General features: G+C 61.1%; 24 protein-coding genes. 13 read left to right on the forward strand and 11 right to left on the reverse strand.

Annotated elements, in window-relative coordinates; translation table 11 throughout:
• Positions 1-7: 7 nt before the first annotated feature.
• The 4 genes from IGS55_RS01795 (at position 8) to IGS55_RS01810 (ending at position 3,277) form a co-directional block, all read left to right on the forward strand.
• Positions 8-1,543 (forward strand): hybrid sensor histidine kinase/response regulator, encoded by a 1,536-nt coding sequence (locus IGS55_RS01795; protein ID WP_230516437.1) that lies wholly within the window; start codon positions 8-10, stop codon positions 1,541-1,543.
• Between the two features lie 25 nt (positions 1,544-1,568).
• Positions 1,569-2,090 carry a hypothetical protein gene (locus IGS55_RS01800; RefSeq protein ID WP_230516436.1) on the forward strand — a complete coding sequence of 174 codons (522 nt, stop codon included), beginning with the start codon at positions 1,569-1,571 and terminating at the stop codon, positions 2,088-2,090.
• Between the two features lie 13 nt (positions 2,091-2,103).
• The gene (locus tag IGS55_RS01805; RefSeq protein ID WP_230516435.1) at positions 2,104-2,508 is read left to right on the forward strand and encodes a hypothetical protein; all 405 of its coding nucleotides are present in this window, start codon (positions 2,104-2,106) and stop codon (positions 2,506-2,508) included.
• A gap of 67 nt (positions 2,509-2,575) precedes the next feature.
• On the forward strand, positions 2,576-3,277 hold the full coding sequence (locus IGS55_RS01810; RefSeq protein WP_230516434.1) for an aspartate/glutamate racemase family protein: 702 nt from the start codon (positions 2,576-2,578) through the stop codon (positions 3,275-3,277).
• 113 nt (positions 3,278-3,390) lie between these two features.
• On the opposite strand, the gene IGS55_RS01815 is transcribed toward IGS55_RS01810, so the two are convergent.
• From IGS55_RS01815 to IGS55_RS01825, 3 genes are all read right to left on the reverse strand, one after another.
• Positions 3,391-3,939, reverse strand: a complete 549-nt coding sequence (locus IGS55_RS01815) for an NADPH-dependent FMN reductase (RefSeq protein WP_230516433.1) — start codon at positions 3,937-3,939, stop codon at positions 3,391-3,393.
• A gap of 75 nt (positions 3,940-4,014) precedes the next feature.
• Positions 4,015-5,562: a GMC family oxidoreductase gene (locus IGS55_RS01820; RefSeq protein WP_230516432.1), complete on the reverse strand. Its 1,548-nt coding sequence runs from the start codon at positions 5,560-5,562 to the stop codon at positions 4,015-4,017.
• Between the two features lie 127 nt (positions 5,563-5,689).
• Positions 5,690-6,799, reverse strand: a complete 1,110-nt coding sequence (locus IGS55_RS01825; RefSeq protein ID WP_230516431.1) for an NAD(P)-dependent alcohol dehydrogenase — start codon at positions 6,797-6,799, stop codon at positions 5,690-5,692.
• 160 nt (positions 6,800-6,959) lie between these two features.
• Here IGS55_RS01825 and IGS55_RS01830 point away from each other — a divergent pair, with 160 nt between their 5' ends.
• Positions 6,960-7,940: a LysR substrate-binding domain-containing protein gene (locus tag IGS55_RS01830; protein WP_230516430.1), complete on the forward strand. Its 981-nt coding sequence runs from the start codon at positions 6,960-6,962 to the stop codon at positions 7,938-7,940.
• Between the two features lie 97 nt (positions 7,941-8,037).
• Here IGS55_RS01830 and IGS55_RS01835 read toward each other — a convergent pair whose 3' ends face one another.
• Positions 8,038-9,255, reverse strand: coding sequence for an MFS transporter (locus IGS55_RS01835; protein ID WP_230516429.1), 1,218 nt, complete (start codon positions 9,253-9,255; stop codon positions 8,038-8,040).
• Positions 9,256-9,698: 443 nt separating this feature from the next.
• On the opposite strand from IGS55_RS01835, the gene IGS55_RS01840 reads away from it, so the two are divergent.
• Positions 9,699-10,157, forward strand: a complete 459-nt coding sequence (locus tag IGS55_RS01840) for a DUF421 domain-containing protein (RefSeq protein WP_230516428.1) — start codon at positions 9,699-9,701, stop codon at positions 10,155-10,157.
• 9 nt (positions 10,158-10,166) lie between these two features.
• On the opposite strand, the gene IGS55_RS01845 is transcribed toward IGS55_RS01840, so the two are convergent.
• The 3 genes from IGS55_RS01845 to IGS55_RS01855 form a co-directional block, all read right to left on the reverse strand.
• Positions 10,167-10,640 carry a DUF6328 family protein gene (locus tag IGS55_RS01845; RefSeq protein WP_128139403.1) on the reverse strand — a complete coding sequence of 158 codons (474 nt, stop codon included), beginning with the start codon at positions 10,638-10,640 and terminating at the stop codon, positions 10,167-10,169.
• A 73-nt stretch (positions 10,641-10,713) separates the two neighbouring features.
• On the reverse strand, positions 10,714-11,421 hold the full coding sequence (locus IGS55_RS01850; RefSeq protein ID WP_230516427.1) for a hypothetical protein: 708 nt from the start codon (positions 11,419-11,421) through the stop codon (positions 10,714-10,716).
• A gap of 109 nt (positions 11,422-11,530) precedes the next feature.
• On the reverse strand, positions 11,531-11,743 hold the full coding sequence (locus IGS55_RS01855) for a hypothetical protein (RefSeq protein ID WP_034751103.1): 213 nt from the start codon (positions 11,741-11,743) through the stop codon (positions 11,531-11,533).
• A 291-nt stretch (positions 11,744-12,034) separates the two neighbouring features.
• On the opposite strand from IGS55_RS01855, the gene IGS55_RS01860 reads away from it, so the two are divergent.
• Positions 12,035-12,421, forward strand: coding sequence for a YidB family protein (locus IGS55_RS01860; RefSeq protein WP_230516426.1), 387 nt, complete (start codon positions 12,035-12,037; stop codon positions 12,419-12,421).
• A gap of 50 nt (positions 12,422-12,471) precedes the next feature.
• Here IGS55_RS01860 and IGS55_RS01865 read toward each other — a convergent pair whose 3' ends face one another.
• Positions 12,472-13,497: a LacI family DNA-binding transcriptional regulator gene (locus tag IGS55_RS01865; RefSeq protein WP_230516425.1), complete on the reverse strand. Its 1,026-nt coding sequence runs from the start codon at positions 13,495-13,497 to the stop codon at positions 12,472-12,474.
• Positions 13,498-13,735: 238 nt separating this feature from the next.
• Entirely contained in the window at positions 13,736-15,790 is a 2,055-nt protein-coding gene (locus IGS55_RS01870) for an Ig-like domain-containing protein (protein WP_230516424.1), read from the reverse strand.
• A 179-nt stretch (positions 15,791-15,969) separates the two neighbouring features.
• Between IGS55_RS01870 and IGS55_RS01875 the strand changes: the two genes are divergently transcribed.
• From IGS55_RS01875 to IGS55_RS01900, 5 genes are all read left to right on the forward strand, one after another.
• On the forward strand, positions 15,970-17,220 hold the full coding sequence (locus tag IGS55_RS01875) for an Hsp70 family protein (protein WP_230516423.1): 1,251 nt from the start codon (positions 15,970-15,972) through the stop codon (positions 17,218-17,220).
• 39 nt (positions 17,221-17,259) lie between these two features.
• A complete protein-coding gene (locus tag IGS55_RS01880) occupies positions 17,260-17,889 on the forward strand; it encodes a 3'-5' exonuclease (protein WP_230516422.1) in 630 nt (209 codons plus the stop codon).
• 176 nt (positions 17,890-18,065) lie between these two features.
• A complete protein-coding gene (locus IGS55_RS01885; protein WP_329958125.1) occupies positions 18,066-19,454 on the forward strand; it encodes a tetratricopeptide repeat protein in 1,389 nt (462 codons plus the stop codon).
• A 102-nt stretch (positions 19,455-19,556) separates the two neighbouring features.
• Positions 19,557-20,033, forward strand: a complete 477-nt coding sequence (locus IGS55_RS01895) for a DUF4262 domain-containing protein (protein ID WP_230516421.1) — start codon at positions 19,557-19,559, stop codon at positions 20,031-20,033.
• A complete protein-coding gene (locus IGS55_RS01900; protein WP_230516420.1) occupies positions 20,030-20,458 on the forward strand; it encodes a DUF6386 family protein in 429 nt (142 codons plus the stop codon). Before IGS55_RS01895 ends, IGS55_RS01900 begins: the two co-directional genes overlap by 4 nt.
• Positions 20,459-20,476: 18 nt before the next feature.
• Here the strand turns inward: IGS55_RS01900 and IGS55_RS01905 are convergent, their stop codons facing one another.
• Together IGS55_RS01905 and IGS55_RS01910 are read right to left on the reverse strand one after the other, a co-directional pair.
• Positions 20,477-21,445, reverse strand: a complete 969-nt coding sequence (locus IGS55_RS01905) for an IS1595 family transposase (protein WP_230537131.1) — start codon at positions 21,443-21,445, stop codon at positions 20,477-20,479.
• Between the two features lie 105 nt (positions 21,446-21,550).
• Positions 21,551-23,338: a GGDEF domain-containing protein gene (locus IGS55_RS01910; protein ID WP_034751085.1), complete on the reverse strand. Its 1,788-nt coding sequence runs from the start codon at positions 23,336-23,338 to the stop codon at positions 21,551-21,553.
• 414 nt (positions 23,339-23,752) lie between these two features.
• Here IGS55_RS01910 and IGS55_RS01915 point away from each other — a divergent pair, with 414 nt between their 5' ends.
• Positions 23,753-25,951 (forward strand): prolyl oligopeptidase family serine peptidase, encoded by a 2,199-nt coding sequence (locus IGS55_RS01915; RefSeq protein ID WP_230519359.1) that lies wholly within the window; start codon positions 23,753-23,755, stop codon positions 25,949-25,951.
• Positions 25,952-26,016: the final 65 nt, after the last annotated feature.

The raw sequence follows: 26,016 nt of genomic DNA on the forward strand, positions 1-26,016 counted from the left end.
GGACGCGATGCCTTCCCTGCCTGATACCGGTACCCTGTTCCAGCACGCGGCCTGCGGCTTGCTGCTGTGCACTGCGGATGGCACCATCGTGCAGGCGAACGCCACTTTTTGCGGCTGGCTCGGCTATGGCGCCGACGAGCTGTTCGGGAAAAAGAAGCTGCAGGACTTGCTGACCATCGGCGGGCGCGTATTCCACCAGACGCACTGGCTGCCCTTGATGCAGGTGCAGGGCAGCGTGTCGGAAATCCTGCTCGACATGCGCCAGCGCCAGGGACAGTCGATCCCCATGCTGTTCAACGCCGTGCGGCGCGTGCACGAGGGTGTGCGTTATGACGAGATCGCCGTCTTTGTCGCCAGCGACCGGCGCAAATACGAGCAGCAGCTGCAGCTGGCGCGCAAGGAGGCGGGCGAGCTCAACGAACGGCTGGCGGCCGCCGACCGGCGTAAGGACGAGTTCCTGGCCACCCTGGCGCACGAGCTGCGCAATCCGCTGGCGCCCATGCGCAATGTGCTGGAAGTGCTGCGCCTGGCGCAGCTGGACGATCCGCAGCTGCGCTGGGCGCGCGACGTGCTGGGCCGGCAAGTGGCGCACATGACGCACCTGGTCGACGACTTGATGGAAGTGTCGCGCATCACGCAGGGGCGTCTGGAATTGCGCCGCGCCAGCGTGGAGCTGGCGCCCTTGGTGGAAGCGGCCCTGCACAGCGTGGCGGAACTGGCCGCGCAATCGGGCCACGCGGTGCACGTGGAGCAATGGCCGCAAGCCATCTGGCTCGACGCCGACGCCACGCGCCTGGGGCAGATGATCGCCAACCTGCTGACCAACGCCGTCAAGTACACGCCCGCCAACGGCGTCATCGGGCTGGAAGTGGCATGCACGGAAAACGACGTGCACATTACCGTGCGCGATTCGGGCATCGGCATCGCGCCCGAGCATCTGGACACGGTGTTCGACATGTTTTCGCAGCTGGAACCGGCCCTGTCGCGGGCCCAGGGCGGCTTGGGCATTGGCCTGTCGCTGGTGCGGGGCCTGGCCGAATTGCATGGCGGCAGCGTCAGTGCGCGCAGCGATGGCGTGGGGCAGGGCAGCACGTTCGAGCTGCGCCTGCCGCTGCCCGCCGTGCCGCTGCAAGCGCCGCCCGAGCCCAACCGCCGCCTGCTGGCCGGCACGCGCGAGGGCAAGGTGCTGGTCATCGACGACAGCGCCGACGCGGCCGAAAGCCTGGCGCTGGCGCTCGACATCCTCGGTTATGAAGTGCGCACGGCTTACGACGGCACGGCCGGCATGGCGGCGGCGCAAAGTTTCATGCCGCAAGTGATATTGCTCGACATCGGCTTGCCGCACATGAATGGCTACGACGTGGCACGGCTGTTGCGCAGTGAACCCTGCGGCAAGGACGCCATCCTCGTGGCCGTCACGGGCTGGGGCCAGGACAAGGATCGCCAGATGGCATCCGACGCGGGCTTCGATCTGCACCTGACCAAGCCTGTGGATTTTTATGAGCTTGATGCGGTGCTGCAAAAGATGCTGCGGGCGCAGTGAGGAGGGCATCAGCAAAATGAAAGACATGGAACAACTGACAGAATTGGAAATCGCCGTTTTCCAGCTGCGCATGGGTTTCGCCCCGGCGGACCGCTGCGTGGATTGGGCCGTGGAACGCCTGCGCCTGGATGAGGAAGGCGGCGACCTCGAGGTCGTGCTGCTGGCCAGCGCCCGGGGTGTTGACGAGGTGCTGCCGCTGGCCGACGTGATCATTGAGCGCTACCGGGGCGCGCAGCGGCTCGATCAGCAATTCCTGGCTGGCAAATACATCGTCGAGTTGCGCGCCGCTTATCTGGCAGGGCGCGAAAGCGTGTCGTCGCTCGATGCCATCTTGACACGCTTGTACCCGGCGCTCGATTATCCCGACTGGCTGGTCATGCTGAGCCGCAATTGCGAGTATGCGACGGACGTGCCCGATTTTGAGCAGCCGTTCGAGCGGGAGTTCGATTACGTTGCGGGCTTATGGTCCGAGGCCGGAAGTGCTGCCGAGTTTGAGCAGCGATACTCCCGCGTGACGTCGAACCGGCACGATGTGAGCGCTACCTGATGCAGAACCCACCATGAAGAAAATCGATATCTTTGTCTGTTCCGATGCCGAGATGCGCGCATGTGCCAGCTGGCAGGATGCCTTCAATGCGTTTCCCGTCACCGGCATTACCTTGCCCGGCGATCTGGATTTTATGTCACTTGGGCAATTGTTGACGCAGTCGACAGCGCCGGCCCTCCGGCCTGCGCCGATGCAGGGCCGGGAACTTTACGTGTTGACGGACGCCATAGGGCAGGCGATCGGGGGCATGGCGGCCGACGACTTGTCGGATATCGCCGTGGCGTGGTCGAAGACGGCACCTTGGGCCGGTTCGGATATCAATCCCTTCGACCTGGCGGGATTTCTCATGGAGCTGCAGTCGGCCTGGCATCAATCCGTGACACCGGACAAGGCGCTGTTTGCATGGATCGACGCGTAATGTCGGCATACTCATGGCGGGTTACCACTATCGTATAATTTGCGCAATTCTTTTCGCTGGGAATAATGTGCAAAACAAGACGATAGGACTCATCGGCGGCATCGGCTGGGCTTCCACCCTGGAATACTACCGCCTGCTTAATGAAATGCTGGTGGCGCGCATCGGTCCCGCGCACAGCGCGCGCATCATGCTGGTCAGCATGGACCAGGCCGACTTTGTCGCGCATGCGGCGCAGCCCGATTCCCGCGCCATCGAGCAATTCCTCGTGACGGAAGGGCAACGCCTGCAAGGCATGGGCGCGGATTTCTTCCTGCTGTGCGCGAATGGCGCGCACCGTTTCGCCCCGGCCGTCGTGCCACGCATCGGCTTGCGTTTTATCAGCATCGTCGAGGAAACGGCGAATCGGGTGCGGGAGTCGGGCCTGCGCAAGGTCGGCTTGCTGGGTGTCAAGCAAACGATGGCGGGCCGCTTTTATCACGAGGCGCTGGAACAGCTGGGCATCGCGACGGTGACGCCCGATGCGGCCGACCAGGAAATCCTGCACGACATCATCTATACGGAACTGGTGCAGAATATTGTTACCGACGCCAGCCGGGAAATTTTTCTGGAGATCATCGGGAAACTGCGGCGGCAAGGCGCGCAGGGCGTGATCCTGGGTTGCACGGAGATTCCATTGCTGGTCAAGCCCGGCGATGTCGACTTGCCGCTATTTAATACCACGGCCATTCATTGTGAGGCCGCCGTCAAATTTTCCCTGAGTCTTGAATAATGTGTCGCTATTGGGATGTTTATTTTCATAACTAGCTCATGAAAATGAATGATCTGGTAATTCCATATGAAACATACGAAGATTTGACCACCCATCCGCGCTGGCCGGCATACTTAAGTGTGTTTTTTCACCCACGCTATGTATTGATCCATCCAGTTCAGGAGGAACACTCGTGCACTGTCGCCGAGCTCCCCTGTCTCGTTGAAAAATCCGTCTTTGGCTTGAAGGAATATTTCAGGTTGGCACAATGTGGGCATGTTTAGATAGGACAAAACGTTGCGTAAATGCTGTTGAGCCAATGCAGTGCCTATGGCACCAATCGATACCCCCATCACCGCTGCTGGCTTACCGTTCCAAACGCTTTGCCCATAAGGGCGCGAACCGTGATCAAGCGCGTTTTTAAGTACGCCTGGAATCGATCGATTATATTCCGCAGTTATAAAAAGTAAGCCATGCGCCATCAGCACTTCGTTTTTCATGCGCTTGACAGAAGCACTCTGGTTTGCGTCGTCGTCCTGGTTGTAAAGCGGCAAGTTATCGATTTCGACCATGCTGAAGGTGAATGCTGGCGGAGCCAGTTTTGCCAGGGCGTAGGCTAATTTTCGGTTGAGAGATTCTTTTCGCAGACTGCCTACGACAACTGCAATACGGTATTGATGCATGCGATTTCCTGTTAATGTCATGCCTTGAGAGAGGTGCATGCCGGCGAAATTGGCAGACACCTCGTGGTGTGGCTTTTATGTTGTTCGGGTGGCTTTTTTGATCGCGTCGGACAACTTTTCCGCCATCATGATCACGCTCGGATTCAAGTTAATCAGAGGAATTTCTGGGAAAATGGATGCGTCGATAACGCGTAGCCCTTGTATGCCGTACACGCGCCCCTCCTCATCCACTACCGCGCCGGGATCATCCGGCAATCCCATCGGAGCAGTCGAGCAAGGGTGCTGCAAGGTAGCGACGCCTTTTGCCAGCGCTGCACGAATTTGCCCATCACTATCGTCAGTGGACGGACCTGGATACATCTCTTCCACAATCATGCTCTTGAGTGGTTCCGTGCTGGCCAGTTTTCTCGCCAGGCGGAAACATTCGACCATCCTGTTCATATCATCTTCCGTGTTCAGGTGATTCAATTCAATGACAGGCGCATCTTTTGGATCGCGACTCTTCAAACGGATGCGGCCATGGGAAGTGCAATGCATCAATTCCAGGCCGAGAGAGAATGCAACGCCCGTAGGGCTGCTTGCGGGATCCAGCAGATGTGATGGGGAAATGCCGATGTCGAGCTCCTTGTCCGAGCTTGCATAGGATGAGTTGGTCCACAATTGGGAACCGACGACCGGGTGATCCTGGCCTTTCAATTCCTCTTTTCCGCTGAAATTCATCCAGAAGAAAGCATGGTCAAGCAGTCGTATGCCGACCGGGGCATCTTTGACCAACGGGATATCCAGTGCTTCCAGATCCGCCTTGGGGCCGATTCCCGAACGCAGCAAGATTGCAGCAGAGCCATACGACCCAGCGCTGAGAATGACTTCTTTCCCATGCACCTTGTCACCGCCAGCCAATAACACGGATTGCACTCTGCCGTCCTTGCACACCAGTTTATCGATGACGCTTTGATCCAGAATGGACAAGTTCGGGCGAGCCCGCACTGCGCGAGTAAGATAGGCCATGCCCGTGTTGACGCGTATGCCATTGATGACGTTCATCGGGTTGGGGCCGGCGCCATTGTTTGCTTCGGGATCGTTAAAGTCGTCGACTTTTTTCGCCCCTGTCGCCCATGCTGCCTCGACCATTGCGCGTTGCACTGGCGTGATGTACTCCCATGACATCTGATGAATCGGGAACGGCCCGCTACGACCATGCCATTTTTCGTCGCCATGTGGAGCGCTCTCCATTTTTTTATAATATGGCAAAACCTCGTCAAAGCTCCACCCCTTCAGGCCTTTGGCAGTGAAGCGGGCGAAGTCAAACGGTAATGCACGACACGCAACGGCGCCATTGATGGCAGAGCTACCACCAAGGACTTTTCCACGCGGAGCATATATCGCTTGAGGTTGATCAACCGGGGTGGCGAAATAACCCCATTCATAACGTGCATCGCCGTTGGCTGCGATGATATTGCCGCTGTAAATTTTCTCCGGATATTCATCCGGGTCAAACGCCTGGCCAGCCTCGATCAGCAGGACCTGATATTGAGCATCTTCCGATAAGCGCGTGGCCAGTACGGCGCCGGCAGAGCCGCCGCCAATAATGACAAAATCGAAAACCTTGTTATAAAAAGTCATTTTATTTTTACTCTTATTGATTCAGTTGCATTAATTAATGCTTGCTGAGATTTACGGTGCTCTTTGCTCTTTGCTCGAATGCCTGAATGGGCACGGAGTATGCGGCAAGCCGTTTGTATGATATTTATTATTGATGGGGCATGACGACGATGGCTTTCACCACTGCTCCAGAAATGCCGTCTTCGACTGCTTGATTGATTTTTTCCAATGGATAAAGCGTGGAAATTTTTTCCAAAGGTAATTGCCCCTGGCGATAGAACTCGACCAGACGCGGAATGAACACGGATGGCAGGCAGTCACCCATTACACTGCCTATTATCGTGCGCCCCCGCAGCAGGTTCCACGCGTCAAATTCAACGCTGCTCCCTTTTGGTAATACGCCCGTCATCACGCATACGCCGCGTTCCCGAATTGAATTCAGCGCGGTGGCAATCACGCTTTTGACGCCGCTTGATTCGAAAGCATAGTGCGCACCCCGTCCATTGGTAATTTTCTGGATTTCTTGTGCGACGTCGGTTTCGGGGGTGGAAAGTATGGTGTGCGTGGCCCCCAATTCTTGCGCTAGAGCAAGACGTGCCGGTTTGTTGTCCACAACGATACGCATGGAACAGCCAACGATTTTGCTCGCCATCAAAGCGCTCAATCCCACTGTGCCGGCACCGAAAATGGCGACACTGGTGCCAGCTTCGGGCTTCAATGTATTGATAAGGCCACCCGCGCCGGTCATCACGCCACAGGCGAGCGGTCCCAGCAAGCGCAGATCCACATCCTTTGGCACTTTGACCAATGAACTTTGATGGGCGACAGTGAAAGTTGCGTGCGACGACTGAGAAAAGAAATGACTGTGTATGTCGATGTCATTTTCATGCATGCAGACGGAGCCATCCAGGCGCGAACCCATAAAATTCATCGATATATGGTTGATGCAGAAGGCCGGCAGCCCTACATGGCAAGACTCGCACTCGCCGCAAGACCCCATGGATAGGACGACGTGATCACCAACTGAAAAATGGCGAACGCCACCGCCGACTTTTTCCACGATGCCTGAGCCCTCATGGCCGAGCACGACAGGAACAGGTGTCGGCATATAACCGTCCCGAACGTCAATATCGGTGCGACAAATGCCACTGGCGATCACACGCACGAGCACTTCGTCGTCGCGGGGCTCATCCAATTCCAATTCGGTGACATCGAGCGCTTGTTTTGCTTTTCTGGCAAGCGCGGCAGTTATTTTCATGATTTCCTTGAACAATTATTTTTAATATGCGTAACGGCTCGTATTTGATTGTCGACGAGCGAAGTCGCTTTTCTTATTTACTGAATAAATAAAGGCAATAGTCTACGTCGCAGATTGATGGGCAGACTAGTCCCCAATATTGGTTTCACTTTCCCGTAGAATGGACGATCTTGTTTGTATAATTCGCTTCTTTTCACCGAGTGAGTGTCGAGCCGTGCTAGATCTTAATGACCTTCAGTATTTTGTTATGGTGGTGGACCACGGTGGCTTCGCGGCAACTGCGCGCGCTTTGAGCATTCCAAAGTCCAATCTGAGCCGACGGATCGCACTACTTGAACAACGATTGGGCGTGCGGCTCATCATCCGCAATACGCGAAATTTCAACGTGACAGAATTGGGACAGACGTATTACGCTCACTGCCGGGCCATGCTGAAGGAAGCATCCGCCGCCGAGGCGGCTATCGCCATGACCCGCGTGGAGCCGGCTGGATTGCTGCGCGTCACTTGTCCTGTTGTGTTGTTGGAAGAGTGTGTCGGCGGGATGGTTACGCGATTCATGGCCGTCTATCCGCAGGTCGAGGTACATCTGGAAGCAAGCGACCGGAATGTGGACGTGGTGGCTGAAGGGATCGATATTGCGTTGCGAGTGCGGGCGCCGCCTTTTCAGGATTCGGGCTTGGTTACCAGGGTGTTGTCGCAGCGGCAGCAATGTCTCGTGGCCAGCCCGGCGCTATTGAATCGGCTGGGTAAGCCCTGCGAACCGGCCGATCTGTCACGCTTGCCAAGCGTACATCATGGCAAACCACAACGTGACTACACATGGACATTACTTCACCAACAGGGCGAGGAAACCACAATACATCACCGCCCACAGCTGATCACCAAGGGGCTGCCCATGTTGCGTTCGGCGGCGGTAGACGGCATCGGCGTGGCACAGATGCCGATGTCCCTCGTGCACGACTATATCGCCAGGGGGGAGTTGGACGTGGTTTTGCCCGATTGGACGCCAAGAACTGAAATGATCCATGCGGTGTTTGCAACAAGAAATGGAATGTTGCCGTCGACGCGTATTCTGCTCGATTTTATGGTGGAGCAATTTAGTACGCTGGATGATGCCGTGCGGGGGATGCGGGTGACTTAAGAGAGGTGCTGCAAAAAAGTCAATAGACGGGTGATTGCGGTGATCGCCGGATGCGGGAGCGTAGCAGCTGGAGCCAGCCGCTACGCCTGTAAAAAAATCAAGCCGGCTGCACACCGCCCACATTGCGGCTGCGGTTCTCCACCAGCACGGAAATGCCGAGCACGACGATGCCGCCGCAGGCCAGCATGGCGCCCACCCAGCCCGTCGAGCGCAAGCCCATGCCCATGGCGATGGCGATGCCGCCGGCCCAGGCGCCCAGGGCGTTGGCGATGTTGAAGGCGGAATGGTTGAGGGCGGCGGCCACCGTTTGCGCGTCGCCGGCCACGTCCATCAAACGCGTCTGCACGGCCGGGGCGACGGCGATGCCGGCGCCGATGGCGAACAGGTTGACCGCCGTCAGCCAGACATTGCTGCTGGTATAGGTAAACGCGGCCAGGGCGGCCACGTTCCACAGCAGCACGCCGAAGATGGTCCACAGGCGCGAGCGGTCGGCCAGCCAGCCGCCGATCAGATTACCCACCGTCATGCCCACGCCGATGATGGCCAGCAGGATGGAAATGACGAGGGGCGAGACTTTCGTGATTTCCAGCAAGGTGGGAGTAATAAACGTGTAGACGGCGAACATGCCGCCGAAGCCGATCGCCACCATCAGCAGGGTCAGCCACACTTGCAGGCGGCGGAACACGCCCAGTTCGCGGCGCGGACTCGAATCGCCGGCGGCGACCATGGGCACGAAGATGCGCACCATCAGCATGGTCAGCAAGCCCAGCGCGGCGACCAGCAAAAAGGCCGAGCGCCAGCCCAGGGTCTGGCCGATATACGTGGCCAGCGGCACGCCGAAGATATTCGCCACGGTCAAGCCCATCAGGACACGGGCCACGGCCTGGCCCCGCTTGTCCGGTTCGGCCAGGGCGGCGGCCACCAGGGCCGCCACGCCGAAATAGGCGCCGTGCGGGATGCCGGCGACAAAACGCGCGACGACCAGCAAGCCGTAGTTGGGGGCGATGGCGCTGAGCAAGTTGCCGCCAGCGAACATCAGCATCAAGCAGATCAGCATCAAACGGCGCGGCATGCGGGCCAGGAAGATCGTGATCAGGGGGGCGCCGACGACCACGCCCAGCGCATAGGCGCTGATCATGTGGCTCATCTGCGGCAAGGTCGTGCCCAGGTCGTCGGCCACCACGGGCAGGATGCTCATGGAGGCGAATTCGCCCGTGCCGATGGCGAGGCCGCCGATGGCCAGGGCCAGGTCGGCATAGCCAGCGCCAAAAGGCGCGGTGACGCGCGGTATCAATGGGTCTACGGATGCGTGCATGTTCTTGTTAGTTGGATAAGGATATGACAGGGTGGAGAGGCGTGCTGTGACTCAGCCGGAAGCGGCAACGCGCCGCCAGAATCGACGGCTGGCCGGTATTTTCGGGCTATATGAGCTGCCCAAAGACAACATTGTAAAAGATTCGGGCAAGTTTTGCCGGGAGCTGGCCAAAATATGCTGCACTGCACCCAACCACGCCTGCGCTTGTTGTTAACGATAACACGGAATCTGTCCGATTCCGTCACAGGCGGGCGAAGAATGCACGGCTGTGGTGGAATTGGTTCTTGCTTGCTGTAATGCAGACTAGGTTTGCTGCAGCGCTTCGCCCATAAGTGCTGAGCGACCCCATGCCCGCCGCGCACCCGCTGGAACAGGCCACCGGTGTGGCCATGCCGGTGCAAAAAGACGTATAAATAAGGCAATCACGTGTAGGGAGGATTGCCATGTTCGATATGGATGTGCCGGTGTGGGAACTGGTGGCGCGCGCCGTCATCATCTACCTTGCCTTGCTGCTGATGGTGCGCATGACGGGCAAGCGGACGGTGGGGCAATTCACGCCGTTCGACTTGCTGGTTGTCATGCTGCTGAGCGAGGCGGTATCGAATTCCCTGTCCGGCGGCGACGAATCCGTTCCCGCCGGCCTTGTACTGGCGTTGACTTTGATCTGCCTCAATATGCTGATCGCATGGCTGAGTTCGCGCAGCCGCAAGTTCGCCGACCTGGTCGACGGCACGCCCGTGCTGCTGGGGCGCGACGGCAAGATTTTTGATGATGTCGTCAAGAAATGCCGGGTGGCCGGCGGCGATGTCGAGCAGGCGCTGCGCGAGGCTGATTGTCCGTTGGCGGACATGAAATGCGCGTTCCTGGAAGCGGACGGCAAGATTACCATTTTGCAAAAGTAAGCGGCCGAATCAGATTTTCTTGCTGTTCTTCAAATGCAGGGGCAGCCACCACCACATGCAAATGATGAGTGACCCCATCAGCACGCCGGCGATGATGCCGGCGATATGGCCGAACACTTCCGACATCACCAGGTTGGTGCCCAAAATAAACGCCAGCGCCAGGGAAAAGGCGCCGCACATCATGATGCGGTCGGCCACGCGCTTGAAACGTTCGCGGTCTTGCAGCGGGCGCATCACGCGATGCTGGATGGCTGGCGCGCTGAGCAGTACCAGACTCGTCATGGAAAGGAAGAACGTCAGCAGGAAGACGACTTTTTCCGCCTGCACGATCTTCGCGAAGCCGCCGTTGAAGGGCAGAATGATGAGGAAGGCCGTCAGCATCTGCGCGCCCGGCAAGAGGATGCGCAATTCGCTGAGCAGGTCGGACAAGTCGCCTTCGTCGCCTGGCTGGCCGTTTTCGTCCTGGTGTTGCGTTTGTGGCATGGGGCCGTCCTCGTGGTGGTGATGGGGCCAGTCTACGCACAAGCGGCCAGGCCGACTGTGGGCGGGCGCACCTTCAGAACCATTGCGCGTAGCGCAGGCGCAGCCGCCACAGCGGCGTCGAGACGATGGCAGCTGCGGTGTGCGAGGCGTCATGGCCGCAATGGCCGCAGCTGTGGCGCCTGTGCGGCGCCAGCGCGAAGCTGCCCAGGTCCAGGTGCGGATGGCCGCAGCGGGCGCAGTCGCTGCAGTCCAGCGGTGTGCCGGCCTGCAAGGCGGCGGTAAACGCTTGCGCGGCGGGCGGCGTGATGTTCAGCTGCACGACGTCGGGCGGGAACAGGCCGGGCAGGGCGCGGCAGTCGATGGCCAGCGCGGCCGCATCGCGCGCCAGCAGGGCGCCGCCGTCATCGGCCTTGGCGCGCAGTTGCAGCAAGCCATCCTGCCCCGTGCGCAAGGCCGTGGCGTGAAACTGGCTGGGATCGAACAGCGCCGGATACAGCACATAGCCCATGGGACTGGCGTGCTGGCGGCAACGCATCTGCCGCGTTGACTGCCAGTCGGCCACGTCGTCCTGCGCGCCCCAGTAGCACTGATGCGTGCGGCACCAGTGGCGCGCCGCGCCGTTGCGGAACTTTCCGGCTGCCAGCAGATCGCACACGATGATGGCGTCTTCGCCCGCGCCGGCGCGAAAGTGGCCCGTGATGTGCCGCGTGGTGACGGCAAGATGGCCCGTGCTCGCTTGCAGGGGCCAGCAGATGCCGGGCAGAGTCAGCGGCGTGGTCAACGGCTTCTCCGCGCGGCTATCGGCTTGCGAGCCGATAGTGGGTCGGAATGAAAAAGCCCGCCGACTGGGGCGGGCTGTGCTGAGGGGAATGCCCGCGGCATGGCCCGGCTTATTCTTCCGTATCGGCCAGGGTGACGATGGCGCGCGCCCACTTCGAGTATTTCAGATTCGCCAGATCGCGCACGGTCTTGATATTGAACGCTTGCTTGAGGAGCTCCGCATCCTTCTCGCTCACGCCTTGCAGCGCATCGACGGGCGCATCAGCGATTTCCTTGAAGGTCTTTTTTTCGTAAGCCTTGTCTACCGCTTTATTGATGTTCATGTGTTGATACTCCTCAGTAAGTGGAAAATTAATTCTACACGTTTTTGCAAACTGTCAATTTACGCTTGCAAGTTGTGTTGAACTAAATATGATGGAGGTGGATGCCTCGACAGTGAGGCGATCTGTGCGTTCGCCTCAAGATTGTAATTATAGCATTGTTATTATTCATAGTATAATGATTTCCATGGCGCAGAATGGTCTGCTCCATACCGTAGCCGCAGTCACGCGGCACCAATCGATAGCGTTCAGGAGAATACGATGAGTTTGCTAGATCAACTTGCAGGACAGGCGATGAGCGCTTTGGGCAATAAAAGTGCTGACGAGGAAGCCCCATCGGGATTGATGGCCAGTGTGATGGACCTGGTCAACCAGCACGGCGGCTTGCCCGGCCTGCTGCAGAAATTCCAGGAAAGCGGCCTGGGCGACCAGGTAGCCAGCTGGATCGGCACGGGTGCCAATGCGCCCGTCTCCGGCGAACAGATCAAGGATGCACTCGGTAGCGACACGATCACCCAGATCGCGGAAAAAGCGGGCGTCGCACCGGACGCGGCCTCGGGCGGTCTGGCCGCCTTGCTGCCCCAGCTGATCGACAAGCTGACCCCCGACGGTCAGGTACCGGAAGGCAATGACCTCGTCAGCCAGGGTTTGAATATGCTCAAGGGCAAGATCTTCGGTTGATCAGACGATACAGCAACAAAAAACCTCGCAGCGATGCGAGGTTTTTTGTTTTAAGCGGCGGCCATCATGCCGAAATATGGCTGTGCTCCAGTGAGCCTCGCCGTACTCCCTTCCACCAGATACGAGCAATAGCGGCGCCGCTCGGCGATGCCGCCGCGCCGTTCCATCAGTTCGCCCAGCATGGCGACGGCATCGGTGGCCATCTTTTGCACGGGCTGGCGCAGGGTGGTGATGTCGTAGCTGAGCCAGCCCGATGCTTCCAGCGCGTCGAAACCGGCCACCGACATCTGCAGCGGCACCTCGATGCCCATCTGGTGGCGCGCCGTGTCCAGGCAGCCGATGGCCATGATGTCGTTGCCGCAAATGACGGCGTCCGGCACCCGGCCCAGGCGGTCGATGACCTTGCGCAAGCCGCGTCCGCCGCTGGCGTAATCGTAGTTGCCGCTGACGACGATGGGCGCGGGCAAGCCCAGGGTCAGCAAACGGTCGAGCATGCCGGCCTTGCGTTCCTGCGCGACGGCCGAGTCGCCGGGGCCGTCGATGATGGCGAACTGGCGGTGGCCCGCCTCGGCCAGGCGCGACACGAGCAGGCGCGCCGCTTCGGCCTGGTCGCACAGCACGGCATGCACGGCGTGTTCGCGCGGGCTGCGGTTGAACAGCACCAGCGGCACGTCGCGCCGGCCGAATTCGGCCATCTGTTCGTCCGACAGGCAGGCGGCCACGATGGCGCCATCGACCTGGTATTGCCACACATCACACAAGGCCTTGCCGATGTCCGCTTCGCGCTCGAGGGTAAACAACAAGAGACGCTTGCCCTGGCGGGCGATTTGCTGGCTCAGGTCGGACAATACTTGCGGATAGTACAGATTGGCCAGGTTGGAAATGATGACGGCCACCAGGTTCGAGCGTCGCGTGATCAGGCTGCGGGCGGCCGCGTTGGGGATGTAGTCGAGGCTGATGGCCGCCTGCATGACCTTGGCGTGGGTGGCTTGCGAGACGCTGGCGCCCGGCTTGAAGCAGCGCGACACGGCCGATTGCGACACGCCGGCCAGCAGGGCCACGTCATACGAGGTCACGCGCCGTCCGGCGCCGGATACGGGGCGGGCGGTGGTGCTGGGTGTCCGGGCTACAGTATTCTTTTTTCGCATATTGGTCTGGCAAGCAACCTGTCTCAAAGTATTCCTGCAGGCCCGGCCGCTTGTGGCGGCCTGGGCGGGAAAAATGAGCATAGCGAAAATATTTCCATGTGGCAAGACTGTTTTCTTATCCATGTTGCAAATAATTTGATTTAATGGCAAGTGGTATGTTTGCTCCTCAATCCGGATTGTCGCAGGGGCCGCTGCCATAGGGGCTGGTGCGTCCCGGCGGGTCCACGCGGCGCGCGCTGAAATCGCTGGCAAGGACAGGTAATGGAAAATCCGCCGTGGCGCTCGCTTCCGTGCCGCTCACCGTGCCCTGTACAGTCAATGCGATGCGCACCCAGGAAGCGAAGTTGCGCGGATAACTGACGGTGACGGTGGCCATGCCCAGCGCGTCGCTCAGGCCGCTTGCGCTGACGGTCAGGGGAATGCCCGGGTCGAGCACGCCATTGCCGTTGCCATCGTAGGCGGCATCAAAAATACCATTGCGCAAGACGTCCTCGTTGGCACAGCTGTAATTGGGCAGGGCCAGGCGCCAGACGCCCGTGTCGGGGAACTCGGGCTTGTCCGCTTGCCATACATAGTATCCCTTGGCATAGCTGCCGGGCCAGGCGGCGGCCGTGATGGCGACGCCGGGCACGGCGTTGCCTGCGCTGTCGGACGCGAACACGGCAAAGTCCTTCTGCAGCACGCTGGCCGAATACTCGCGCAGCAGGCTGCCCGTGCCCAGCTTGATCGACAGCGCTTGCCGCGCCACCGTCAAGCGCACGAGGGCCGTGGCCGCCGCCTGCGCAACGCCCTCGATGCGGGCCTGGATCAGCACGCCGTCGCGGCCGCTGTCGGCCGGTCCCGCCACGTACTCGGCGCGCGCCAGGCCGTCGCTGCCCGTCAGTACGCGGCCCGCCTGCCGCAGGTAGCCGCCGCTGGGATCGCTCAAGATGGTAAACAGCACGGGCGCGTTCTTGACCAGGTTGTTGGCCGCGCCATCGCGCACCACGGCGCCGATGGTGCTGATGCTGGCATTGTCGGCCGATGCCGTCATGTTGGCGCGCAGCACGGCCTGATCCGCTTGCACGGCCAGCTTGCTGGCAGGGCTCAATGGCGCGACGAATTCCAGCCGCGTCTGCGCCGAGGGACCGCCGGCCACGGTCGCCGTGATGGTGGCCACGCCCGTGTTGGCCGACTGGACATAGCTGCGCGGCAAGTTGCCATTGCTGAACATCAAGCTGGTGGGCAAGGCCTGGCTGCAGGCGCTGTCCGCAAACAGGCTGCCGCGCGAGGTCGACAGGCTGGCGCTGCCCGTTTGCGCCACGCCCGCCTTGTCGTAGCGTGCGTCGATGGGCTGGCATGCCAGGGTGGCCACTTCCGCCAGCACGTCCGCGCCGCTGGCATCCTGGCCCACGGCCGGGCTCAGGCGCAGGTCGCTGCCCGCCACGGCGTACGCTTGCGTGGCGGCGGCGCCCAGCGCATTGACGGACACGGCGTCCCTGCCCAGGCTGCTTGCCGTCAGGCGCAGCACCAGCTGGCCTTGCGCATTGCTGAGCGCAGCGCCGCCATCCTTGACACGTACGCCGTTGCCGGCGCCCGTGCTGTAGGCGATGGCGGCGCCGGCCACGGGTTTGCGCGCCGAATCGCGCACGGTGACGGTGAGGTCGGCGCCCTGGCCCAGCATCAGGGCGGCCGGCCCCAGCAGCTCTACCGTACTGCCCGTGACGGCCACCGTGCCCTTGCCGCTGCGCGTGCCCACATTGGCCGTTACGGTGATGCTGCGGTTGCTGTTGGCGCCTCCCGTGCCCAGCAAGGCGCGCGCCTGGCCATTCTTGTCCGTCACGGCGTCGACGCTGCCGAGGATGCCGGAATCGGCGGCAAAGGAAATCTTCGCGTTGGGCAAGGCGAGATTGGCGCCGTCCTTGACGAGGGCCGTGACGGCCACTTCGCCGCCGGCCAAGCCCGCCGAGGCCAGTTCCGTGCTGGAAAACACGAGGTTGACGGCGCTGGCCAGGCTGGCCGGTTCGGGCGGCGTGACGGGTGGAATCACGGGCGGCGTCACCGGAGGCGTCACGGGCGGATTGACGACCGGCGGCGGGCTGCCGCCGCAGCCTGCGGTGCTGTGCAGCCCGCAACCGGCGCCGGCCTGGGTGTCGGCCGAACCGCCGCCGCAGCCGGCCAGGGAAACGAGGAAGGCGGCCAGCAAAGCTGCTGGCAGGTGGCGCAGGGGAGGATGGGGCACGATGGGTCTCCGGGGGCTGGCCGAGTTGCTCGGCGTTAATTTCCCAAGAGTATCTTTTGCGTGCGGCTGGTACTTGATGCAAAGCAAGCTTATGTTGTTGAGCCCGTCGGACGGGTTTTGCTGGTGCAAAAGCCTGCCTTCTGATAACATAACGCCCCTTTATTCAGGGAAGGGTCGACATGGCCAATGCTTGCGGCGTCGATTTCGGCACGTCAAATTCCACGGTAGGCTGGGCACGTCCAGGGCAGAGCACCATGCTCGGCCTGGAAGATGGCAAGACGACCTTGCCGTCCGTCGTCTTCTTCAATGCGGAAGACGAGGAAGTCAGTTTTGGCCGCGCGGCGCTGGCCGGCTATCTGGCTGGTTACGAGGGGCGCTTGATGCGCTCGCTGAAAAGCCTGCTGGGCACGAGCCTCATCGATGGCCAGACGGAAGTCGGTGGCCGTGCGCTGCCATTTCGCATGTTGTTGGCGCAATTCATTGGCGAAGTGAAACGCCGCGCAGAGCAGTCCGCCGGCCGCGAATTCTCGTCCGCCGTGTTCGGCCGTCCCGTCTTCTTTATCGACGACAATGCGCAAGCGGACCAGCTGGCGCAGGACACCCTGGCCGAAGTGGCCCGTTCCGTCGGCTTCAAGGACGTCGCCTTCCAGTTCGAGCCGATTGCCGCAGCGTTCGACTACGAGTCGCAGATAGCCAGGGAAGAGCTGGTGTTGATCGCCGACATCGGCGGCGGCACGTCCGACTTTTCGCTGGTGCGTTTGTCGCCGGAACGGGCGAAGAAGACCGAGCGACGCGAGGATATCCTCGCCACAGGCGGCGTGCATATCGGTGGCACGGACTTCGATAAATACCTGAGCCTGTCGTCCGTCATGCCCTTGCTTGGCTATGGCAGCCGTTTGCACAACAATAGCGAAGTGCCTTCCAGCTATTATTTCAACCTGGCGACGTGGCACACGATCAACCTGGCCTATACGAAGAAAATTTGGGTGCAACTGGCCGACGTGTGCCGCGATGCGCGCGAGCAAGACAAGATGGGGCGTCTGCAAAAGCTGATCGACGAGCGCGCCGGCCACTGGCTGGCCATGAAAGTGGAAGAGGGCAAGATCGCCCTGTCCGACGCGGCCGAAGTGCGGCTGGAGCTGGACCGTTTGTCGCCCGCGCAAAGCCTGTTGCTCAAACGTACGCAGTTCGACGAGGCCATCGGCCACCTGTGCGGTTCCGTGGAAGAAACCGTGCTGCGTCTGCTGCGCGACGCGGGCGTGGCGCCGGAAGCCGTCGATACCGTGTTCTTCACGGGCGGCTCCAGCGGCGTGCGCCTGCTGCGCGAAAAGATCGCGGCCCTGGTGCCGGCCGCGCGCAAGGTCGAAGGCGATTTGTTCGGCAGTATTGGCGCGGGTCTTGCGCTGGACGCCGTACGTAAATTCGGTTGATAATCGTCACCCATTGCCGCACCCACGAAAGAACGCCCCATGCATGTGTTTGACAAACCGATCGTCATGATCGACTTCGAGACGACCGGACTGTCGCCCGAGATGGGCGACCGCATCACGGAAGTGGCGGCGCTGCGCATCGAGGGCGGGCGGATCACGGACCGTTACGTGACCCTGATCAACTGCAATGCGCGCATTCCCTCGTTCATCACGGGCTTGACGGGCATCACGCAGGCGATGGTCGACAAGGCGCCGCCCGTGGCCGAAGTGGTGCCGCAATTGCTGGACTTCATCGGCAGCGATGCCTTGTCGGCGCACAATGCCAGCTTCGATGAAAAATTCCTGCGCGCGGAAAGCGCCAGGCTGAACCTGACACCGGCGCACCAGTCGCTCGTGTGTTCATTAAAACTGTCGCGCCGCGTGTTTCCTGGCATGGCCAGCTACAAGCTGGGCTTGCTATCGAGCCAGCTGGGCATCGCCTTCAAGAGCGCCGCCCACAGGGCCGAGTCCGATGCGGAAGTGGCGGCGCAAGTGCTGATCCATATCGGCCGCCATTTGCGCAGCAGCTACGGCATCGCCGATGTCGACGCCGACTTGCTGGTGTCGCTGAACAAGCTGGCCGCCGCCAAGGTGCCGCAATTCCTGCAAAAGCATCCATCGCGCCGCTGAGCGCCGTTTGCCCTCTAAGCGGGCTCATCAAAACGATATAATTTTATTATTTCCATTGAGCCTGCTCAAGTCCTTCCCCCGCAGCGAATTTAAAATTTAAGCAACACACGATTTCGCCGCCCTGGGCCGCCGTTTTGCGCGTGCTGCCGGCAAGCGCAATGTGGATGGGGGCGCACATGGACAAGCACCATACTGCCAGAGATAGCCACCAGGCGTATATCTGGTTCCGCACGGCTGCCGAGCAGGGCAATGCCTACGCCCAGTTCAACCTGGGATTGATGTGCAAGAAGGGCGAAGGCGTGGCGCAGGACGACGCGCGTGCCTTTGTCTGGCTACGCCTGGCAGCGCTGCAAGGGCTGGCGTTCGCGCAGAACCACCTGGGCGCCATGTATTACCACGGCCGCGGCGTGGCGCAGAGCGATGCCGACGCCGTGCTGTGGTTTCGTCGCGCCGCCGCCCAGGGCGATGCCTCGGCCCAGCAAAACCTGGGGCAGATGTACCGCAAGGGACGCGGTGTGCTGCAGAGCGACGAGCTGGCGCTGGCGTGGTTTTACCGCGCTTCCGAGCAGGGTGTCGCCAGCGCGCAATCTCTGCTGGGTGAAGCGTATGCGCAGGGTCTGGGCGCGAAAAAGAACGATGCGCTGGCCCTGGCGTGGTTCCGCAAGGCAGCCTTGCAAGGCGATGCGCAGGCGCAGCTGAACCTGGGACTCGTCTACAAACGGGGGCAGGGCGTGGTGCAGAGCGATGCGCAGGCGCTGGCCTGGTTTCGCCAAGCCGCGGCCCAGGGCTTGGCCGTGGCGCAGCGGCAACTCGGCGTGGCGTATGCGGAAGGCCTGGGCGTGGCGCCCGACCAGTTGCGCGCCTATGCCTGGCTGCAGCGGGCGGCCGAGCAGGATGACGCCGACGCCCAGTTCAACCTGGGCCTGATGCTGGCGCGCGGCCAGGGCGTGGACAAGGACGAGGCGCGCGCCGTCGCGTGGTACCGGCGCGCCGCCCTGCAAGGCCATTGCATGGCGCAATACAATCTGGGCGGCATGTTTGCGGGCGGGCGCGGCGTCATCCGCGACTTGCGCCTGGCGCTCGACTGGTATGCCCGGGCGGCGGCCCAGGGCGCGTCGAATGCGCAGTTCAACCTGGGCGTGATGTATGCGAATGGCCAGGGCGTGGAGCGCGACGAGGTGTGCGCCGTGCGCTGGTACCGCACGGCGGCCGAGCAGGGCGACGCCAGCGCGCAAAACAACCTGGGCGTCATGTATGCGAACGGCCATGGCGTGCCGCAAGACGATGGCCAGGCCGTGCTATGGTATGCGCGCGCAGCGGGCCAGAGCCATGCGCTGGCGCAGTACAACCTGGGCGGCATGTACAACAGCGGGCGCGGCGTGGAGAGGGACCCCGTCTGCGGCTACATGTGGCTGGCGCTGGCGGCCGAGGGTGGCGATGGCGGCGCGGCCAGGGCCAGGGAGGCGGCTGCCACCAGGCTGGAACCGGCACAGCTGCAAAAGGCGCAGCAGCGCATGCGGCAATGGCACCAGGTGCGCTTCCCGCCGCTGCAGCCGCCTGACTGAAGCGCCGCCGCCGCGCGCGCATGGACGCGCTCCGCATGCGATAATTGCCGGCAGGCATGTCGCCAAGGCGGCACGGTTTTTCGGCACGGTGAAAGGTGAAACATGGTAAGGCAGGCGGGCGAGGATGCATCAGAGCAAAAAGTCATCGACGACATCGCCACGCATGGCTGGCATGGCGTGCATATCGGTGCCGATGAAGAAGGTCCCGGCTATGCCTTCACCATAGGCGCTTGCCACAGCTTCGGCCAGCCTGAATTCCTGATCATGGGCTTGCCCCATTCCATGGCCCACCGGATACTCGACGTGGCGCTGGACGCCGCGCGCAGCGGCGCCATCACGGATTTCACGACTACCACGGACGTCTTGCTGGAAGGCCATCAGTGCGCCTTCGTGCGCGTGCCCGTCGAGCAATACCGCGACTATGTCGGCTATGCGCGCTGGTATTACCAGGGCGATGATTTTATCTTGTACCAGATCGTCTGGCCGTCGCGCGATGGCCACTTCCCTTGGCAGGCGCAAGCGAGCGCGCAATATGTGGAAAGCCAGCCCCTGCTGGGACCGGCGCCACTGGCCACATGACGAACATTGTGACCGGGACGGCTACCCTGTGCGTGTTCGACCCTGCGCTCTTGCGCCACAAGCTGGAAGATGACTGCGATTGGTGGAGCATCCCCAGCGAGGAACTGGCGGCCGTGAATGCGGGGCAAGTGGCGTTTTTCAACGTGGGTGGCGATGGCGCGTATGAACTTGCCTTGCACGAGGAACTTGCCGAACCGCAGGTGATCGTGCATCTTGCCGTCGTTTCGGGCCGCGTCTTCATCGGCGCGGGGGAAGACGTCACGGGCGGCGGCCTGGAACCGGACACGGCGTATGGAGGACTGTTCGTGGCCCTGCCCGCAGGCAGCTACCGCGTGCAGGCGCGCCGCGATGGTGCGCACATCAGCCTGGCATTCGTGCCCGATGCGCGCAGCGGCAATGCGTTTGTCGATCTCGTGCGTATTTGATCTTGCGTATTTATATAGCTATGTCACCGTCAGGTGTGGGAATGCGCCTAAAGTTGCTTTCAACAATGTTTCCGGTGAGCGGATGCGCCCGGCGTCGAGTATCCAGCGCCAGCCCAGGTAGTTCGGCAGGTAGCGCGTCGCCACGCCATGAAACGGCCGTAGCCAATCCCGCAAGCGGCTATGATAGGCGTTGACGTTCTGCACGTGGGCGGCGCCCCGCACGCGGATGCCGGCGCGCAAGTTGACGGCCTGGTGGCTGATGCCGGTTTCCCTGGCAAAAGCCCGGTAGGCCGCATGGCCGTCGGTGACCAGCAGCACATCCTTGTCGATCATGGGCAACAAACAATGGTGCAGCTGCGCCTTGGTCAGCGCTCCTTTGCCCGTGACGAAATCGAGGGTCTGTCCCGTGCGGTCGCGCGCCACCAGGATGCAGACCTGTTCGTTCGATATGCCGTGTTTATGGGCATGGCCGCCCCGGCGGCGGGGCGGACGCGTCATCTGCCGCGCTCCCTTTTCCGATTCCAGCAGATACAACTCGTCCGCTTCGGCGATGCCATGCAGGCCATGCGGCCGGTCCGTCTTGGCCAGCGATAAAAACCGGTGACGCCAGCGAAACGTGGTGTTGCGGTGCACACCCAGCTGTAACGCCGCCTTGCGCACGGAATCCGATGCCAGCAGACAATCGGCATAGTCGAGCCACAGCGATTTATGACGCAAGCGCGCCAGCGGCGTGCCGGTGAGCGCATTGAAGGTGCGCCCGCACGGCACGCAGCGGTAGCGCTGCAAGCCGTGCGCATGGCCGTGCCGGTGCAGGTGCGCCGAGTGGCAGGCGGGACAGGCCAATCGCGGCTGCGCCACACTTTCCAGCAGCGCGACGGTCGCGTCGTGTGGCGCGTTGCCATGCAACAGGGCAATGCCAGCCTGTCGCTGGCGTCGGTTCAACTGCGCAAACTGCGCAACAAAGCTGATCCATTCGGCTCGCCGCATGATCTGCTCCTGCAGGTAAGTATGCAGAGTCAGACAACACAACCAAGGGAAGATTCCGGCATTTCCCCTATTTGCCGATGACAGAGCCATTTATATTGCCCCAGGCTAGGCATCCATGCGCGCCACTGCCGCGCCTTGCCGCCGGTCCAGGAACAGGCTGTTGCCGTGGATTTTCTTTGCCTGCTTCTTCGCTTCGGCCGCTTGCGTGGCGATCTGGTGGTGCGTGTAGTACTGGTGCGCCTCGACCTTGATGACGCCCAGCGACAGGCTGATCAACGAATAAAACACTTTCTTGCCTTGCCGGTCTTCGCTGATGTAGCCGCCCCGTTCGCAGTCGCCCGTGCTGTAGTAGGCGAGGATGGCGGCCGCGAAGTCGTCGAGCATGGCCTGGCAGCGCGTTTCCCAGTCTTCGCTCTGGAACAGAATCATGAAATCGTCGCCGCCGATGTGGCCGATGAAGTCGCGGTTCGGGTCGCAATGGCTGCTGAGGATTTCTCCCGTCAGCTGGATCACGTCGTCGCCCTTGCGGTAGCCGTACACATCGTTGAAGGGCTTGAAGTGGTCGAGGTCGCAATAGCAGACCCAGAAGCGGCTGCCGCTGTGCAGCAGGCGGTCGATATGCTCGTTGATGGGCACATTGCCGGGCAGTTGCGTCAGCGGGTTGGCGTAGCGGGCCGCGTTGATCTGCATCTGCGTGATTTCACGCATCAGGTCGTGGCCGGTGCCCATGCCCAGGTAGCGGCCGTGCTCGGTGATGATGAAGCCGTTGAACAGGTGGTGGGCATCGGACTGCACCATGGTGTAGCTAAGTTCCTGCAAGCTCGTCTCGTGGTCGGCGATCAGGGGCGTGGCATCCATGAACAGGCTGCATGATTTCTTGCCATAGAGTTCGCGCTGGTAGGGACGGGCGAAGTGGTCGATCATTTCGAAGCGGCTGATCAGGCCCAGCGGCACGCCGTCGTCGACGACGGGAATGATCATCAGCTTCGGTTCCTTCAGGAAGATGTCGTAGACCTCGTTATTGTTGAGCTGTGGCGACACGGCCGCCACCTTGTGCAGCAGCTTGCGGATGCTGGCGCCATTCTTTTCCAGGCTGCTGCGCTGCGGATATACGGCCACGCCGTTGCGCCCCAGCGCCTGCACCACTTCGGCCGGCAGCGCGCGCGCGGGCACCGCGTTGGGCCGCCCCAGGTGATAGCCTTGCCCGAACGCCACGCCCAGGTCGCGCAAGACCAGCAATTCCGTCTGCGCCTCGATGCCTTCGGCGATCACCAAGGTGCCCGATTTCTCCGCGATTTCCTGGATCGAACGCACGAACTGCAGTTTCACGGGATCGTTGTTGATGCCCTGGATGAAATGCATGTCGATCTTCACGTATTCCGGGCGCAGTTCCGACCACAGGCGCAGGCTGGAAAAGCCTTCGCCCAGGTCGTCGATGGCGATCTGGAAACCCATGTTACGGTAATGCAGCACCGCTTCGCGCATCAGCTCGTAGTCATACGTGGGCTGGTTTTCCGTCAGCTCGATGATGACACGGTCCGGGTTAATGCCGATGTGCTCGATATATTCGAGGGTTTCGCCATGGCGGGCATTGCGCAGCAGCAGGCATTCGGGGCTGACGTTGAGGAACAGCTTGCCCGGCAGCTGCAGTTCGGCAAAGCGTTCGAGCACCACTTGCCGGCACAGGTGTTCCACTTCCAGGGTCAAGTCATGCGCGCGCGCCACCTTGAACAGATTCATCGGCGCGTGCAGGGGGCTGTCGGAGGGCCCCCGTATCAAGCCTTCGTAGCCGATGATGTCGCCGCTGTGCATGTGGATGATGGGCTGAAACAGCGCGCTGAGCTTGCGGCCCGCCAGAATGTCGTGCAAGGCGTCCGTCCCTTCGATGGTCATGGTTGCCGATGGCGGCTTCAGGTAAGCCACGTTCGATGGCGTCGCGGGGGCAGGCGCGGCATTGGCGGAAGGGAGGGCGAGAGTGTGCATAGGAGGCTGTGGCGGCACGGCCTCTGGACGGGCCATGAACATGTTGCCGATAGTAAAGAAGATTTATGACAACTTGATGAAACGACTTTACTTTTGATAACGTTTCTTGCATGAACGTCAGTTTGCCGATTCCGCCGAAAGCGAGATTTATCATGGCGATTCATGCAAACTGTCCAAACAAAAGACGGCAAATCCATCAGATAACTGTGCTTTAAAAGTGGCAATCCGCGCTATGATTTCTCTTGGCGAAAGTCAACATGGGCAGCCGCGGCGTGTGTTTGAGCGGCCTGCTTTCCTCGACATCCAACAATGAGACAACAACCCATGCAATTACGTAGTGCAACCCTCATATTCAGCTTGATGGCCGCTTTCGGTGGCAATGCCCTGGCGCAAAGCGCCGCGATGCCATCGTGCCCGGCCGGTGACGGCGCTGCCGTGACGTATCCGGTCAGCAAAAAAGTCGACCAGCAAGACAGCTATTTCGGCACCACCATCGCCGACCCGTACCGCTGGCTGGAAGACGCCAACAGCGCGGAAACGGGCGAGTGGGTCACGGCGCAAAACAAGCTGACGCAGTCGTACCTGGGCACCATCCCCGAGCGCGCCGCGATCAAGCAGCGCTTGACCAAGCTGTGGAATTATGAGCGTTTCTCTACGCCAACGAAGCAGGGCGGCCGCTATTTCTATAGCCGCAACGACGGCTTGCAGAACCAGGCCGTGCTGTACACGGTGAAAAAACTGACGGACGAACCGCGTCTGCTGCTCGATCCGAACACCCTGTCCACGGATGGCACGGTGGCGTTGGCCGGCACCTCGATCAGCCCGAACGGCAAATACCTGGCGTATGCCACGTCCGCTTCCGGTTCCGATTGGAACGAGTGGAAAGTGCGCGACATCGAATCGGGCAAGGATTTGACAGACCACATCAAGTGGGCCAAGTTCTCGGGCGCCTCGTGGACCAAGGACAACACCGGTTTCTTCTATAGCCGCTATGACGCGCCGAATGAAGCCACCAAGTTGGCCGATATCAATTACTTCCAGAAATTGTATTTCCACAAGATCGGCACACCGCAAAGCGACGACGTGCTCGTCTTCGACCGTCCCGACCAGAAGGAATGGGCGTTCGGCGGCAGCACCGTCAGCGACGACGGCAATTATCTGATCATCACGGCCACGCAAGGCACGGAACGCAAGAACCGCGTTTTTTATAAAGACTTGCGCCAGAAGAATGCCAAGGTCGTGGGCTTGCTGGAAGCGTTCGACGCTTCGTACTCGTTCATCGACAATGACGGCCCCGTGTTCTTCTTCAAGACGGACAACAAGGCGCCAAAGTCGCGCGTGATCGCCATCGATACGCGCAAGCCTGCCCCTGCCGACTGGAAGGAAATCGTGCCGCAAAGCGCGGAAACCCTCGTCGCCGTCAACCTGATCAACAACCAGCTGGTGCTCGACTACTTGAAAGATGCGCAAACGCAAATCAAGATCGTCGACCTGAACGGCAAGCTGGTGCGCGAAGTGGCCTTGCCGGGCATCGGTTCGGCCGGCGGTTTTGCGGGCAAGCGTGGCGACACGGAAACGTTCTACTCGTTCACCAGCTTCACGACGCCAGCGACCATCTACCGCTACGACATGAAGTCGGGCAAGAGCACGGTGTACCGCCAGCCGAAGGTCGATTTCGACCCGAACGCCTTTGAAACGCGCCAGCAATTCTTCACCAGCCGCGACGGCACCAAGGTGCCGATGTTCATCGTCTCGAAAAAAGGCATGAAGCTCGATGGCTCCAACCCGACCTATCTGTACGGCTATGGCGGCTTCAATATTTCGCTCACGCCTAGCTTCTCCGTGGCGAATCTGGCCTGGGTGGAAATGGGCGGCGTCTACGTGATGGCCAACCTGCGCGGCGGCGGCGAGTACGGCGAAGCCTGGCACCAGGCCGGTACCAAGCTGAACAAGCAAAACGTGTTCGACGATTTTATTGGCGCGGCGCAATGGCTGGTGGACAACAAGGTCACCTCGCCATCGAAGCTGGCGATCGGCGGCGGCAGCAATGGCGGCCTGCTGGTGGGCGCGGCCATGACGCAGCGTCCCGACCTGTTCGCTGCAGCCATTCCGCAAGTGGGCGTGCTAGACATGTTGCGCTTCCACAAGTTCACCGTGGGCTGGGGCTGGGTGCCTGACTACGGTTCGTCGGACGACGCCGAACAGTTCAAGGCGCTGGTGAAATACTCGCCACTGCACAACCTGAAGGCGGGCGGCTGCTATCCGGCCACCATGATCACGACGGCCGACCACGATGACCGCGTCGTACCTGCTCACAGCTTCAAGTTCGCCGCCGCCGCCCAGGCAGCGCAAGGCGGCGCGGCGCCCGTGCTGATCCGCATCGACAGCAAGGCCGGCCACGGCGCCGGCAAGCCGACGACCAAGCAGATCGAAGAAGTGGCCGACCGCTGGGGCTTCCTCAGCCGTTCGTTGAAGATGACGCCGGCAGCAACGCCGGAACCAGCGAAGGTGGCAGCACAGTAAAACACGGTAGGTCGGATTAGCGCGCAGCGCGTAATCCGACACCGCCAGCGCCAACAAAGTGTCGG

Origin of the sequence: Janthinobacterium sp. EB271-G4-3-2, assembly GCF_020858035.1 — a bacterium.
Classification (GTDB): domain Bacteria; phylum Pseudomonadota; class Gammaproteobacteria; order Burkholderiales; family Burkholderiaceae_D; genus Janthinobacterium; species Janthinobacterium aestuarii.